A 13736-nucleotide genomic window follows, 5' to 3' on the forward strand; every position below is an offset into this window, starting at 1 on the left:
CCCAAACCCAGCTTATGGGCCGGTTTACCGCCCTCAGCGGGTCGGCGCGCGGCGCGCAAGAAGCCTATGACGGGCTCTATAAATCCGCGCTGCAAACCGGCGCGGGGATTAAGGATTCCGCCGATAGTTTCACCCGCTTTTCCATCGCGGCCAAAGAAATCGGCGGTACGCGCGCCGAAGTGCTCCAGCTTGTCGATACCATTACCAAGTTTGGTGTGGTCTCGGGCGTTTCGACCCAGGAAGCTAGTGCGGGCGCGCGCCAGTTGGGGCAAGCCCTTGCCTCCGGCAAGCTCCAGGGCGATGAACTCCGCTCGATTTTGGAAAACATGCCGCTGCTGGGGCAAGCCCTGGCGCGCGAGTTGGGCGTGGGCATTGGCGAGCTTCGCAAGATGGGCGAAGAGGGCAAACTGACGGCCGATAAGGTGTTTCCGGCCCTGTTGCGCGCCAGCAAGCAGGCCAACGAACAGTTTGCGCAAATGCCGCTGACCATGGAGCGCGCGGGCGGGCAGCTTGCGACGGCGTGGGACGGGTTTGCGGCCAAGCTCGATAAGGCGGTTGGGCTGTCCGAGCGGTTGGCGAAGGCGATCGGTTATGCGGCAAGTCTGGTGGATGGCGCGGGCGGTTTTGTCGAAAAAATCGCAACGCCGGGTGTTTCCGATCAGATTGCCCAAGCCGAAAAGCAGTTAAAGGCGCTTCAGGACCGCGCCAAGGAAACGGATGATGTGCAGCGGCGTATGGCCGATGCCTCCGTTGCCAATACCCCAGGGCGGGGCCGCGCGCCGGTTGATCCGATCCAGCAGCAGCTTGCCGACGCGCAAAAGCGCCTCGATGCGCTGCGTGCCCTTAAAAAAGAAGAGGAGGCCCTTGGGCGCGAAGAGCGCGGGATTGAACAGGGCGATGCGCGGGCGCAAGCTGGGGCCAGCCGCCGGAAGCAGATTCAGGATGAGGCCGCCGCGCTGCGGCAAGACCTGATTCCGGCGGTTAAAGCCAAGGCCGAACTCGATAAGGAAATGGCGCGGATCGCCGCATCCGAAGGCAAGGGCGGGCTTACATCGGCCCAAGCCGCAGAGTTGCGCGCGGCGGCGGAGAAGAAGTACCAAGAGGCGGTCGATAAATCGACGGGCGCGGCCAAGACGGGCAAGGATGCCCAGCGCGAGATTGCGGCGGCGATTAGCGACGCGGCGAATGCTGCCGAGTCGGCGCAAAAGTCGATGGCGGGCTTCTTCGAGCGGTTTGACGAAAAGCCGCTGTCCGAAGGGCGGAAACTGCTGGTTGATTACGATCAGGAGGTTGAAAAATTACGCACGTCGCTTGAAGGGCTGATGGGGCAGTACGCCCAAACCAGCAAGGGCCATAAGGACTATGGCGATCTGCTGGCGGCAATCGGCCAAACCGAAACCGCGCTGGCGGAAGCAACGGCGCGCCGGGCGGAAATCGCCGAACGGGCGGCAAAGATCGATGCCGAACGCTTGGCCGCTGCCTATGAGACTGTCACCACGCTGGAAGCCGAAGCGCTGGCAACGGCAGGCGGGGCAACCTCCCTTGCCGCCTATAACCGCACCAAGACCGAAGCGGCCTTGCGCGCGCGGGTTTTCAAGGAGGTTCTGGAAGCCGAAACCAAGCAGCTTGGCGACGTGGAAGAGGCGACGAAACGAGCGAATGCGGCCGCCGACCGCGCGGTGACGGCCGATCGAACCCTGGAAGCCGGGCGCAAACAGGCGGCCGAACAGCAGAAGTTTGCCCAGGAAAACACCCGCATCGCCGAACGGTTTTCCGATCAGTTGGCCGATGGCATCATGGATGCGTTTGAGAGCGGCGGGCGTGCGGGCAAAAGCATGTTCGACACGCTGGCGAGTTTGGGTAAGCAAGCCCTGCGTGCTGCCCTCTCGACGGCGATCACCGAAGGGCTGCGCGGCACGGCAACCGATGTTATCGGGGCGGTGCGCGGTGCGGTTGGGGCGGGGGGTTCTAGCGGCGCTGCGGGCGGTTCTTCCTCTGGCGGTATCTCCGGGATTTTCGACAAGATCACCGGCGGGATCGGCAACGGTACCAGTGCGGGCGGCGGGATTACCGGCGGGCTCAATAGTTGGTTGTTTGGCTCGGCTGGCTCGGGTAATGCGCTAAATCCTGCCTCCTATGTGCCGGGAACCTCGGGCGTGCTCGGATCGGGCGGCGGTGCGTTTGGTAGTTCCTCGCTCAATATCGGCACCATCGGCAATGTCGCCGGGCTCGCAATGAGCGCGTTCAATTTCGCGCAAAAACCCACCATCGGCTCGGGCCTGGGGCTGGTCGGCTCGGGCATGGGGGCGCTATCGGCTTTGGGGATGATTAGCCCCGCTTTCGGCCCGATCGGCATGGGGGTTAGCCTCGTCGCCTCGCTGTTGGGCGGCATGGGCAATAAAGTAAAACACCCCGGCATGGGTATCGAGATTATGAATGGGGCCGAAGGCCTCAGTCTCGGTAAAGTCACCGGCAAGCATATGGACACGAGCGGCGCAACCCCCATGGGGCAAGCCGCGATCGATGCCATCAATGCGACCGTGAAAAGCATGACCGGCGGGAGTGTTGGGGCCGGGACGGGTGGTCAGGTCTATGGCATCTCCTACGATGCCTCGGGCGGCAAGCAGCGCTTTCGGGCGGTGGGTGAGGGCCTATCCGAATCGACCGAATACCAGACGGTCGCCGAAGCGATTTCTGCCGTCACGGTCTCCGCTCTTAAAAACCTGCCCCTGACGGGCGTTGCCGATAATGTCGCAACCGCCTTGAAGAAATCGACCGCGACCAGCCTTGAAGGCATTAAGGCCGATCTCGATTTCGCCAAGGGTTTTGCCGACAGCATGACCTTGCTCAAATCGGGTCTCGACCCGATGAAGAGCCAAGCGGCAGAGATTGCGAAGAACGCCAAGGATGCGGCGGCGGGGCTGCAAGCCTGGGGCACGCAGTTCCGCGATAAAGCCGTGGGCCTGGGGCAAGCGACGGCCGAAGAGGTGAACGCGGCGCTGCGGTCCATGATGGATGGGGCCTTGGGCCTGACCAAAGCCGTTGAACCGCTATCGGGCTATGCCCTGGCCTTTGAGCAAGCCAAAGCCAATATTGCCGCGCTGAAAGACGTGTTGTTGGATTTCGGCCTGACGGCGGAACAGACGGCGGCGAAATTGGCGGCGGCGACAGAAGCCGCGCGCGTGAAACTGGTGGGCGATCAGAACGCGGGGCTCAGCCGCGAAATCCAGGGGCTTACCGACCCGCGCGCGGCGGCGCTGGCGGACCTGGAAAAATGGAAGGCCCAAGCGATTGCCGAGGCGAAAGCCATTGGGAATCAGCAGGGTATTGCGCTGATCGAACAGCTTTTTGGGCTCAAGCAACAGGCCATTGTCGAGCAATACGCCAACCGCATCAACGGCCTCACCGAAGCGCAGCAGCGCGCGAGCGATGCCATGGCGCAAATGGTGGCCGATCTGCAAAGCCGGGCGCTGGGGGTTCGCCAGCAGGATCGGGAAAGGTCTTTATTCGATTTCGACCAACGGGCCGCTGCCCAACTGGCAGCCGCCCCGGCGGGAACCCAGGCCGATCTTCAGCGGGTGCTGGCGGGCGAGCGGGCACAGTTGGAGTTCCAGGGCTATCAGCGCGACCTGCTGGAAGCCTTGGACCGGCAAATTCGCGGCGTTCAGGATCAAAAAGCGTCGGTCGATGCGCAAATCTCGGCAATCAAAACCCAAACGGCGGCCTTGGATGGGCTGCGGGATTCGCTGGAAAAATTCCAACAGGATTTGAAGTTGGACGCGGGCCTGTCGATTCTCTCGACGGGGCAGCGGCGCGGCGAGGCCATGAGCCGGATGGATGCGCTCTATACGCGCGGCATGGCGGGCGATATCGAGGCGTTGCGCGAATGGGAGCCGCTGGCGCGGCAGTTCCTGGCAATCAGCAAGGAGTATAACGCCAGTACCCCCGGCTATGTTGCCGACTATACCAAAGTCCAAGGCCAGCTTGACGGGGCCTTAGGCAAGATCAAAACGCCCTTGCAGGTGGCAGAAGCCCAGCTTGCGACGCTGGAAGCGCAGTCGAAACAGTTCGATACCCAAATCGAGCTGCTCCAGCAGCAGCGCGAGGAAGTGGCCCGCACGGGCGAACGGCAGTTGGCGAGTATCAACACGCTGACGTCTGGCATGATGGAGTCCTTGGCCCGTTGGACCGCTGCTCAAAGTGATCTGGCGACGGGGTTCAATGCGCTGGCGGCGGCGGTGACGGCGGGCAAATCTGCGGCAGCAGCAGCGGCCAACAGCAACCGGCCCGCCGTTGGCTCCGATGGGCGGCCCGTGGGCTTGCTCGGCGGCGGGCTTGACGTGGTGGGTCAGGACAACACGACATATTCTGAATGGAGCCAAGAGAAAAAGGATGCTTGGGCGCGCCTAGCTCAAAATGTTGGCTTTAGTCAGGATATTTACTTCCGAACAGGTCAAGATTTTATGAATAACGGCGGCGCAAGCCGGGCCGATGGGGGTGGTTTTAATTTCGTCGGGGCTAGTGGAAAAATCTACTCGGGTTACGATGAGTGGAAGTCCACTATGGCTAACAGCGATCGTGTCTTTTCGGAGTTCTTGCAGGCTAATAATCTGACAATGGACGAGGCACTTAGGCAGGCGGCGGCGGGTAAGTTTGATCCAGCGAATATCCTGATTGCCGAAAAAGCCAATGGCATGGCAACGGGCGGCATTATCCCCGGCTATGCCAAGGGGGGGGCGGTGGGTAATGGCGTGTGGGGCGTCGATTCGGTCCGCGCGCGCTATGCGGGTGGCGGGGATATTGCGCTGGCGGGCGGGGAGTTTGTTATCACCGCCCCCTCGGTCAATCAAAACACGCTGCCCTTCCTGCAATCGATCAATAGCACGGGCCGCCTGCCAACGGTGCCGCCGAGGCCGGTTTACCGTCCGGCACCGGCGGCGGGGGCGGGCGGTGATGCGGCAGTCGTCGCGGCAGTTGATCGGCTGGCGCAAAAATTCGACGGGCTGGTCGATGTTATCGCGGCGTCGGGCGACCAAAGCCTTGAGGCGCTGCAAGGGGTGCGGTCGGCGATGGGGGCGGTCGCCTTGGCGACGAACAAGCAAAAACTCGTAGCGGGACGGTAAAATGACCCTTTTGTTAGCGGAAATCCCCGTGCGCCGCCCTGGCGCTGCGGCAGATGAAATCTTGCGCCTTGCCAGCGCGGATTATAACCACCCCAGCGCCCCCGGTTTTTACCGGGGCGTGATCCAGCGCGACGGCGATTCGGCCCTGGTGCCGATGTATACGCGCACGGCCATGAGCGGCGGTGAAAGCTTTGGGGCCGCAAAACTTGCCGTGGCATCCCTGCCCGTGATGAACACGGGCCGGTTTGATTGGCTGATTGCCGAGGGGGTGGCAATCGAGGGGCGCGCCGGGGCGCGGCTGCTGCTGGGGGCCGATGCGGCAGCGCCGTACAGCAGCTTCGTGCCAGTGCTGACGGGGCAGGTCGCCACGGTCGAGCCGTCGCGCACGAACCTTAGTTTTACCTTGCGTGACCCGCTGGCGTTTTTGGACGATCCCCTAACGGAAAGCGATTTTGCCGGGTCGAACATTGCGCCCGAAGGCGTTGAAGGCACCGAGGCGGACCTGAAAGGCAAGCGCAAGCCGGTGGCCTATGGGCTGGTTAAGGATGCGCCCGCGATTGCGGTGAATATCCCCAAGCATGTCTATCAGGTGGCGGACCGGGCGGTATCGGTCACGGCGGTTTACGACAAGGGCAATGCCTTGGGCGTTGGCCTTAACCGCGGCTCCTTGGCGCTGCTGCTTTCGACCGATCCCGAGGCCGGAAAATTTGACTGGTATGGGGGGGCGGAAGGCACGTTCTTTCGCATCGGCTTTCCCGCCACGGGGGCTGTCTCGGCTGATTTGGCGGAAGGCGCGAATGCGGCGGCGCGCACGGTGGGGCAGGTGTGGCAGCGCCTGTTGACGGGCCGGTGCGGCATTGCGGCTGCTGATGTGAACGCGGCGGACGTGGCGGCGCTGGATGCGGCCGCGCCGGGCGGGATCGGTTTTTGGGCCGGTCTCGACGGCATGACCCGGCGGGACGCCCTGGATGCCATCGCCGAATCGCTGGGCGCGGTTTATTGGGTGACGGCGGCGGGGCAGTGGCGCATTGCGCAGTTTGCCGAACCGGCGGGGGAGCCGGTGTTGACGTTACGCGATGGCGGGGCGCTGGCGCTGGGGGAGGCGGATATTGTCGACCTGCAACCGGCCCCTTGGCCGCTGCCTGCCTATGAAATGAAACTCAGTTGGGGCCGCTGCTGGTCGCCGCTCGATCGTAATTCGATGGCGGCAACGGTCTATGAAGATCAGCCGGAGCGTTTGGCGTTTCTCTCGCAAGAATGGCGCACCGCGACCGAAAAAGACGAAGGCGTTAAAACCCTCTACCCCACGGGCCGCAGCCTTGAGTTCCGCTCGCTGCTGGTCGAAAAAACAGCGGCGGAAGCCGAGGGCACGCGGCGCTTTGGCCTGGTTAAAGGGCGGCGGCGGGCCTGGCGGGTTTCCTGCGTTACCAGCCCGGACCGGGTGGCAGCGGTGGATTTGATGAGCGTCATTCGCCTCTACCATCGGCGCTTCGGGTTGACCGGTAAACGCTACCGCGTGTTGGACGTGGCGGGGGACCGGGCGAGCGGGCACCTTGACCTTATGGTGTGGGGATGACGGGGCTCTATTATCCCAACGCCCGGCCCCATAACGCCCTGCTCGGGTGGCCGCGCGCGACCGATGGTATTCTTTGGAGCGGCGGCGCTTGGCGCACCGAGTATCCAGTTACCAATAGCCGCACGGTGGCAGTCCTCGGGGATACGGGCGATGTATCGTTAGGGGAGGTGGCGCGCTCGGTCGATCTGGCTCCGGCGTCTACCCGGCTCGTCGGGATTCTGCCCGAACTGACCCGCGTTGGTCTGTTGGTCGCGATTGCGCACAATTGGTCCATTTCATCGCAATGGCGGGTGCGGTTTTTCGGCGATGAAGCCGGGGCGCTGCTGGTGTGGGAAAAGCCGCGCGGCAATGTGTGGGGCGTGGCCTACCCCGCCGGAACCTTAGAATGGGAAGACGAAAATTTTTGGACCGGCGGGTTTCGGGCGTCGGAACTTGCGGGCCTTGTCTGGAATGCGCGGGTTTTGGTCGATCCGCCGGTGATGGTCCGCCGCATCGAAATCGACATTTGGGACGAAGGCAACCCGGCGGGCTATGTGCAGCATGGGTTGATCGAGGTGGCCGAAACCATGCGCTTGCCGGTCAATTTCGGTTATGGCGCGGATTTCGGCTATCAGTCGCGCTCCCTGCGCATCGAGGCGGAAAGCGGCGCGATCTCGACCGAACGGCGGGCCAAGGGGCGCAGTTTTCAAGGCCCGATTGACCTTGCCCCCGAATCCTGGGCCGCGTCCAAATTCTTCGAATTCCAACGGCAGGCCGATACGGTCGCGCCGTTTTGGTGGGAAATGAAACCGCTGGATGTGCTGGAAGCCCATCGGTCGGCCTTCTTTGCGCGCAATGCCACCCTTGGTTTGCAAAAGATCGTTTTCCACGCCCGCCGGGCCTTAGCCCTTAATCTGCAAGAGGTACTGTAATGCCCATTGATCCGGCGGCCTTGGCGGCGTCTTTGGCGCGGCTCGTGCTGTATAACGACCGTAATTATGCCGATCCCGGCAATCCTTTCGGGATGGCAAATTACGGGCATCGCCTTAATTTTCCGGCGGCGCTGGCGGATTTCGTCACGGTTGCGAATGCCGTGCCTGAACAGGTTGCCGGAATCGAAGCCACGGCCACGGCGGCGCAAGCCTCCGCCAATGCGGCCGCCACCAGTGCCACCCAGGCCGCAACCTCGGCAACCGCAGCCCAAACCGCCCAAAGCGCGGCGGTTGCGGCCGCAGCAGCGGCGGCGATGGTGAGCGGGGCGACGGGCACCAGCACCACGGCGCTTACGCTTTCGGCGGGCGTCAAGAGCCTCACAACCCAAACCGGGCTGGATTTTGTGCCGGGCATGAGCGTGGCGCTTGCGAGCTCAGGCGACCCCGGCAACCGGCGCATGGGCGGGCTGGTGACGGCCTATAATCCGCTACCGGGGCCATGCAAATCGTCATTGCTGACGACGACATTATCGGCCTTGGCACTTATGCCGACTGGCACATCGGCCCATCGGGACGGCGGGGGCGCGACGGGCTCGAGGGCAGCGGCAGCACGATTCTGGTCAAGGGCAACGGCATTCCCACGGCAGCGCCGCGCGCGGTGCTGGATTTTACCGGCGAGGGCGTGACCGTCACCGAAAACCCCGCCACCAACAGCGTTTCCATCGACTTCCGCGCGCCGGTTATGGCGACGTGGGTGCGCTGGATGGCTATGTCTCAAATCTAGCGAGGACCAGATGAGCGCCACCGTTCCAGCCTCCCGGCGCATTGCGTTGGGGGAGGTAAACACCCCTGTCAATCTGCTGACCGTGCCAACCGGCGCATCGGTCATTTCCGCGCGAATCAGCGCGTATAATGACGGCCCGGAAACGGCCTATATCGCCGTGCGCGCCTATTACGGCGCGGCGGGTGAAGACGATTGGATCGTGCGGGATTACGCCCTGCCGCCGGGCCGCACCTGGCGCGAAAATGCCGAAGTGCTGCAAGCGGGAATGTTCGTGGATGTTGTGTCATCCCGCGCCGAGGTTAACTTTCGTGTGAATGGATTATAGCAATGCTGAGTGATCGTATCCGGGTCAAAAAATCGAAGTATTTCAGTTTTACTTTGCCCACGGGTCAAACCGTTCTGCCCTATAATTCAACGCTCAGCACCGATGGTACGGGTCAAGAAACCCTGCCGCCGCTGGAGCTTAACGAAAAGCTCTATCTCGGCACCTGCAACACCGGCGTTACTTGGGCAGGGTCGCATAACCGTTTCCGCCCAACGGTGATTTCCGGGGTGTTCGGCCAAGTGCCGAGCGCATCTGCCAGTTCCTACGGTCAATATCTCTACGGGTTGCGCGGGCCGATGGCGCGGCACGCGCTGGTGCGTGGGTTTGCGTGGGTGCCCTCGGTGGGCAATATCGGCGGCGGTGCGGGCGTCAACCTCGTGCGCTTGGGCGGTGCGGACTATTACGCCACGGCGGCAAATGGAAGCAGCTTAACCGTGAGTGCGCCCTATGCCCTTGGCCCCTGGAACAAGGTGGCACTGGCGCAAGGCGTGGCCGATGCGTTGATTACCTTCAGCATCGCTTCGGACGGCACGGCGAGCTATGACGGCGCGCGCGCCTTGCCGATTGGCGCAACCCCGAACGGGGTGGGGGCGGTCGTGGTGAGCCCCAGTGGCACCAAGGTTCTGGCCTTCGGGCGCGACCTTGAAAACCGCAACCAGATTTGCCAATCGACCGATGCCATTACCTATGCGGCGCTGCCGGAAGCCGCAATTTCCGCCGGGAACCCGCTGCGCGTCATCGATGCCGTCTCGATCCCGGCGGCAGGAACGCGGCCTGCGGCAATCGTGGTGTCCTGCCTGCTGGCAGGGGTGCCGCGCATTCTGCGCTCGGTCGATGATGGCGTGAGCTACACGCTGATTGCGCTGGATAGCGCTGGCAGCGCCGCGCCCTGGGGGCACATGATCCTTGTTAATGGCGTGCTGTTCTGCTTCCACCAATCCCGCTGGTATTATTCGCTCGATCACGGCGGCACCTGGGTAATCGGCTCTGCTTCGGTTGTACAGCCTCGCGGGTGGATTATGACGCGGCGTTACGCTGCTATATTCTGCACTTGCGCCTCGGCGCATATGCGGTTCTAGACAATGATTTGACCTATAAGGGCACCATTGTTCCCCCGAGCACCGAACATCTACTGGCCCAGGTCGATCCTACTATAGTCGATACTTACGTGTTTTCTTACGCCGCACGGGGGGTTAGCGCGCTGACCTATTATCGCGATGGCGCGATTTACGGGCTGTTGCGCTATATCTACCCCGATAGTTCTCAAGACATGATGCTGTTTGCGTACCGCTTTCCCTTGGCGTTGCTGCGATTGCCGCAAAAGGAGGGCGCGGCGCTGCGGCTGGTGGGCGGCGGCGCGCATGGAGATATGCTGATTGTGATCGGTTCATCAATCGCGCCCAACAGCTTGAGCCCGCATCCAGGCTCGGGCCGTTACCAGCGGCTTGCAGCGACGGCAACCCAGGCGCTTGGGCTTGGGGCGGCGGCGGCAGGGTCACTGTCGGCGCAACCCGAAAGCGTTACCAGCGGCCCTGAGATTTTAACCCTAGACAGCGCCAATAGTCTCAGCGGCGCTGCGGCGGTTGCTGGCGCGCCGGGGGTTGACCTGGGGGGCACCCGCGTCGGTGGAGGCGGCAGCCGCGCGTTCTTTGCGCCCGTGGGAACCTCCCCCGGTATCAGCAGCAACCCGTTGGTGATGCTCGGCGGCTATGCCGGGGAGGAGAAGCGGTTAGAAGCGCCCCCCGGCGCGCTGCTGGCCTTTGTGGTGGGGCGGGGTGGGCGGCTCAGCAACTCTGCCCGAAACTACGATCCACAGACCTATCAGCGGTTTCACCTATCGGTCGGCCAAGACGGCGGTGCATTGGTAGAATGGGAGGAATGGGCATGATCTACGCAGGGTTTCAACCGGGCTCAAATGTTGTCGAGAACTGCCTCGTCGGCCCGCTACCGGGCGATTTTGTGCCGGGCCTCACCTATCACGCGGTCGAGGATTGGGCGCACGGCCTGCCGCAGGTTGCTGGGTGCGCGATCCCCTGACAGGGCGCATTACCCCGCCAGCTCCGCCCGCGCCGGAGGGTCCAACAGCATGACGATCCTCTATAATCGCTACACCCAAGAAGGGTTGGATTTTGCGCCCGACACGGTTGCGGACGCCCTCGGCACCGGGTTTTGGGTGGCAACGCTTGGCGAGACCACCCCCGGCGCGCCGCCCGAACCCCCGCGGATTCCGCCCTATGCCGGGGGCGGGGCTGCGGGGGAGCCCACCACGCAACCGATCTTATCCTATCCGCCCGCAACCGAGCTGGTGGAAGATGGCGATTGGATAAGGATTCTCGACGTATCGTCGGGGCAGGAGGTGCGCTGCACCCGCACGCAGTTTTTGGCGGCGCTGGGAATTGCCTGGGATAATGTGAGTGGCAAACCCGCGAACTTCCCGGTTGATTGGCAGGCGCTGCCGGAAGCTATAAGCAGCACGGTTTCCAGCACGGGCGGGGCGGGGCCTTCGGATACGGTGCCGCTGATGCGCCACCAGTCGGCGGATGCACAGTACGGCTGGGGCGCGCTTTGGAAAACCTACGGGGCGATTAACTTTTACAGTCGCTGGAACGGGGTTGATTATACGTTCATCAGCCTCCCTGCACGCACATCCATTGGTGGCGGGCCGGTTGTCGGCTCCGAATTTCACCTGGGGGCTGAGCATACGCCGGTCAATGGTGCAAATCCGGCGACGGGGGGTATGCACTCAATCGCTTGGGGTCCGCAAAAACGGCTCTGGCGCTGGTTGTCCCCCGATAGCTTCGACCTGGCGGCGCTAAGGGTCACTCTTCGTGGGCCGTCCGGTGAGCAAACCAATGTTCGGATGATCCAGCCCGCCAGTTCCTACTTTGGCTGGTATGCAGCCGATTCCTACAGTGCCACGGCGATCCCCGCTTGGGCGGTTCAGCACGTCGCGCTTGAGGTCAATGGTCTGCAAGCTGTGGGCGCTGTTGCGGGTGCATCCCCAAAAATCGAAGCGCGCGGGGCGGATGAGAATATCGATGCGGTCGTTAAGCCGAAGGGGACGGGCGCTTTTGCGGTCGAGGCGGCTACCGGCGCGCCTGCGAAATTCACGGCAGCGGGGCCGGATGCCGATCATAATGCCGAACTTTTCGCCAAGGGCGCGGGGACTGTTGCCGTCGGTACCGGGGCAAATAAGCTCACATTTTTTGGGGGTGCGGGAGTTTTTCGGCCCGTGGTGACTGAGGCGACGGTGCCAGCGCTGCTGGCCGCGCTAACCGCCCTCAATCTTATCGATAATCAGACGGTCTAGGGGGCGACATGGCAGATTTTAATTTAGGGGGCTGGCTGCAAGAGGTGGCTTCCACCCTGACAACCGGCGTTGGTTCGGCGGCGGCGGGCGGGGTGCTTGGGGCGCTGATCAAACACGCCCGCGCTGTGCGTTCCGGGCGGCGGCGGGCTATTTCCTGGGGGTTGGTGTGGGAGCTTCCAACGGCCTACGGCATGGGCATGGTGGGCGTTGGGCTCGGCCAATGGGCCAAACTTTCGCCCGACACGGTATTTTCACTCGCGATTGTGCTGGGCTATCTCGGCCCGCGCGTTTTCGATGAAATCTTAGACCGGATTTTAGACCGCATCGCCCCCGACGATGGCGCACCCCGCCCGGCGGACTAACCTGCGGGCTTCTTTTCAAATCTGCAAGCGCTGCCTTCGGGCGGCTTTTTTTATGAGGAATCGATGACGACACAACCTCGACCGCCCCGCGCGCCAACGGCCCCAAAGCGCTTACCGCGTGGCCTGCGGAATAACAACCCCGGCAACATTCGCAGGATCGGCAAGCCTCCGCCTTGGCAGGGCCAAAGTTTGGACCAATCCGGTGACGCCGAATTTCTGGTGTTCGATGCGCCGGTCTGGGGCCTGCGGGCCTTGGGGCGCGTGCTGCGGACCTATTACCGCAAATATGGCGACGTAACGGTGCGGCGCATGATCGCCCGGTACGCGCCGCCGACTGAAAACGACACCGGGGCCTATGTCTCGGCTGTCTCGCAGTTTCTCGGGGTCGATGCGGACGCAACCTTGCGCTGCGACGCGGAAACCTGGGTCAAGCTCATGCGCGTCATCGTGCGCCATGAAAACGGGCTGGGGGATTATTACCCGGTCGCTTTGTATTGGGACGCGGCCAATCGGGCCTTGTCCTAACCTTCTGAAATCCTGAAAGGAAATCAAATGAACTGGTTGTTCGATCGATTGGCCGAACGCAGCACTTGGCTTGGTGTTGTTGGCCTGCTGTCGGCCGTTGGCGTGGCGGTATCGCCGGAGGCTAAGGAGGCGATTGCTACAGCGGGCGTTGCTGTTGCGGCAGCTATCGCGATTCTCACCAAGGATACGCCCCCGGCATGAGCTGGGGGCCGATCATCGGCCTTGGCGCGGCCATCGCCCTTCTGGGGCTGGTGGTCGCGCTGGCGCGCCGATCCGGGCGGCTCGCGGCTGAGCGGGACGCCCTTCAACTCTCCCTCGATACGGCAAAAAGGATCAGAGATGCCCAAGATTCTGCGCCTCGTACCCCTGCTGAGCTTGCTGAGCACCTGCGTCGCTCCGGCGGGTAGCTGCGATCTGCTGCCCTTGCCACGCTATCAAGACGCGGAGGAGCGCCAGTTGGCCAACGAACTCGACGCGGCCCCGCCGGGGGCAGTGTGGCCTTGGCGGCTGGTGGATTATAGCAAACTACGCGCAGGCGTCGCCGCCTGCAGGAAGGAGACTCTGTGATGCCCTATATTCATCCGCTCGTAAGCCTTACGGCGGCGTGCTGGTTGCCTCGGGTGGCGGCGACCGAAGCGACAATGGCGTTCTTCTCGTAGCGTAAGCGCTAAAGGAATAATCCGGCGGTTTGTTCCTTTGGGGCGCTTGATGGATGCGCCCCTTACTTTCTTAAACTCAGATCAGCGGTCAAAGGAAACTATGCGTCGCTGCTACTGATCTGATCCGGTTTCTCAATAGACGACAGTTTTGATATCATGTC

14 protein-coding genes are annotated in these 13736 nt (G+C 62.8%); all 14 read left to right on the forward strand.

Going from position 1 to position 13736, the window contains the following annotated elements; genetic code table 11:
* Positions 1-14: 14 nt before the first annotated feature.
* The 14 genes from VZ95_RS11195 (at position 15) to VZ95_RS11250 (ending at position 13483) form a co-directional block, all read left to right on the forward strand.
* Positions 15-5123 carry a tape measure protein gene (locus VZ95_RS11195; protein WP_232302621.1) on the forward strand — a complete coding sequence of 1703 codons (5109 nt, stop codon included), beginning with the start codon at positions 15-17 and terminating at the stop codon, positions 5121-5123.
* A gap of 1 nt (position 5124) precedes the next feature.
* Positions 5125-6699 carry a hypothetical protein gene (locus VZ95_RS11200; RefSeq protein WP_045775914.1) on the forward strand — a complete coding sequence of 525 codons (1575 nt, stop codon included), beginning with the start codon at positions 5125-5127 and terminating at the stop codon, positions 6697-6699.
* Positions 6696-7610, forward strand: a complete 915-nt coding sequence (locus VZ95_RS11205; protein WP_045775915.1) for a hypothetical protein — start codon at positions 6696-6698, stop codon at positions 7608-7610. The genes VZ95_RS11200 and VZ95_RS11205 overlap by 4 nt, the downstream gene beginning before the upstream one ends.
* Positions 7610-8296, forward strand: a complete 687-nt coding sequence (locus tag VZ95_RS24085) for a hypothetical protein (RefSeq protein WP_156995247.1) — start codon at positions 7610-7612, stop codon at positions 8294-8296. The genes VZ95_RS11205 and VZ95_RS24085 overlap by 1 nt, the downstream gene beginning before the upstream one ends.
* Positions 8269-8394, forward strand: a complete 126-nt coding sequence (locus VZ95_RS28220) for a hypothetical protein (protein WP_269747103.1) — start codon at positions 8269-8271, stop codon at positions 8392-8394. Before VZ95_RS24085 ends, VZ95_RS28220 begins: the two co-directional genes overlap by 28 nt.
* 10 nt (positions 8395-8404) lie before the next feature.
* A complete protein-coding gene (locus tag VZ95_RS11220; RefSeq protein WP_045775918.1) occupies positions 8405-8719 on the forward strand; it encodes a hypothetical protein in 315 nt (104 codons plus the stop codon).
* A 2-nt stretch (positions 8720-8721) separates the two neighbouring features.
* Positions 8722-9798, forward strand: a complete 1077-nt coding sequence (locus VZ95_RS11225; protein WP_045775919.1) for a hypothetical protein — start codon at positions 8722-8724, stop codon at positions 9796-9798.
* Positions 9771-10607 (forward strand): hypothetical protein, encoded by an 837-nt coding sequence (locus tag VZ95_RS11230; RefSeq protein WP_045775920.1) that lies wholly within the window; start codon positions 9771-9773, stop codon positions 10605-10607. Before VZ95_RS11225 ends, VZ95_RS11230 begins: the two co-directional genes overlap by 28 nt.
* On the forward strand, positions 10604-10756 hold the full coding sequence (locus VZ95_RS24090) for a hypothetical protein (RefSeq protein WP_156995248.1): 153 nt from the start codon (positions 10604-10606) through the stop codon (positions 10754-10756). The genes VZ95_RS11230 and VZ95_RS24090 overlap by 4 nt, the downstream gene beginning before the upstream one ends.
* A 49-nt stretch (positions 10757-10805) precedes the next feature.
* Positions 10806-12029 (forward strand): hypothetical protein, encoded by a 1224-nt coding sequence (locus VZ95_RS11235; protein WP_045775921.1) that lies wholly within the window; start codon positions 10806-10808, stop codon positions 12027-12029.
* An 8-nt stretch (positions 12030-12037) separates the two neighbouring features.
* Positions 12038-12391, forward strand: a complete 354-nt coding sequence (locus VZ95_RS11240) for a phage holin family protein (protein WP_045775922.1) — start codon at positions 12038-12040, stop codon at positions 12389-12391.
* Between the two features lie 189 nt (positions 12392-12580).
* Positions 12581-12916 carry a hypothetical protein gene (locus VZ95_RS11245; RefSeq protein ID WP_198148243.1) on the forward strand — a complete coding sequence of 112 codons (336 nt, stop codon included), beginning with the start codon at positions 12581-12583 and terminating at the stop codon, positions 12914-12916.
* A 27-nt stretch (positions 12917-12943) separates the two neighbouring features.
* Positions 12944-13117 carry a hypothetical protein gene (locus tag VZ95_RS25515; protein ID WP_198148244.1) on the forward strand — a complete coding sequence of 58 codons (174 nt, stop codon included), beginning with the start codon at positions 12944-12946 and terminating at the stop codon, positions 13115-13117.
* Between the two features lie 138 nt (positions 13118-13255).
* Positions 13256-13483, forward strand: coding sequence for a hypothetical protein (locus VZ95_RS11250; protein WP_045775924.1), 228 nt, complete (start codon positions 13256-13258; stop codon positions 13481-13483).
* Positions 13484-13736: the final 253 nt, after the last annotated feature.

It is taken from the genome of Elstera litoralis, assembly GCF_000963705.1.
In the GTDB taxonomy this organism is placed as follows: Bacteria; Pseudomonadota; Alphaproteobacteria; order Elsterales; family Elsteraceae; genus Elstera; species Elstera litoralis.

What these genes read in the sequence shown, in the direction of transcription:
- VZ95_RS25515 (WP_198148244.1), top strand. Translation starts at nt 12,944, where the DNA reads ATGAACTGGTTGTTCGATCGATTGGCCGAACGCAGCACTTGGCTTGGT.
- VZ95_RS11200 (WP_045775914.1), top strand. Translation starts at nt 5,125, where the DNA reads ATGACCCTTTTGTTAGCGGAAATCCCCGTGCGCCGCCCTGGCGCTGCG.
- VZ95_RS11225 (WP_045775919.1), top strand. Translation starts at nt 8,722, where the DNA reads ATGCTGAGTGATCGTATCCGGGTCAAAAAATCGAAGTATTTCAGTTTT.
- VZ95_RS11240 (WP_045775922.1), top strand. Translation starts at nt 12,038, where the DNA reads ATGGCAGATTTTAATTTAGGGGGCTGGCTGCAAGAGGTGGCTTCCACC.
- VZ95_RS11235 (WP_045775921.1), top strand. Translation starts at nt 10,806, where the DNA reads ATGACGATCCTCTATAATCGCTACACCCAAGAAGGGTTGGATTTTGCG.
- VZ95_RS11195 (WP_232302621.1), top strand. Translation starts at nt 15, where the DNA reads ATGGGCCGGTTTACCGCCCTCAGCGGGTCGGCGCGCGGCGCGCAAGAA.
- VZ95_RS11220 (WP_045775918.1), top strand. Translation starts at nt 8,405, where the DNA reads ATGAGCGCCACCGTTCCAGCCTCCCGGCGCATTGCGTTGGGGGAGGTA.
- VZ95_RS24090 (WP_156995248.1), top strand. Translation starts at nt 10,604, where the DNA reads ATGATCTACGCAGGGTTTCAACCGGGCTCAAATGTTGTCGAGAACTGC.
- VZ95_RS11205 (WP_045775915.1), top strand. Translation starts at nt 6,696, where the DNA reads ATGACGGGGCTCTATTATCCCAACGCCCGGCCCCATAACGCCCTGCTC.
- VZ95_RS11250 (WP_045775924.1), top strand. Translation starts at nt 13,256, where the DNA reads ATGCCCAAGATTCTGCGCCTCGTACCCCTGCTGAGCTTGCTGAGCACC.
- VZ95_RS24085 (WP_156995247.1), top strand. Translation starts at nt 7,610, where the DNA reads ATGCCCATTGATCCGGCGGCCTTGGCGGCGTCTTTGGCGCGGCTCGTG.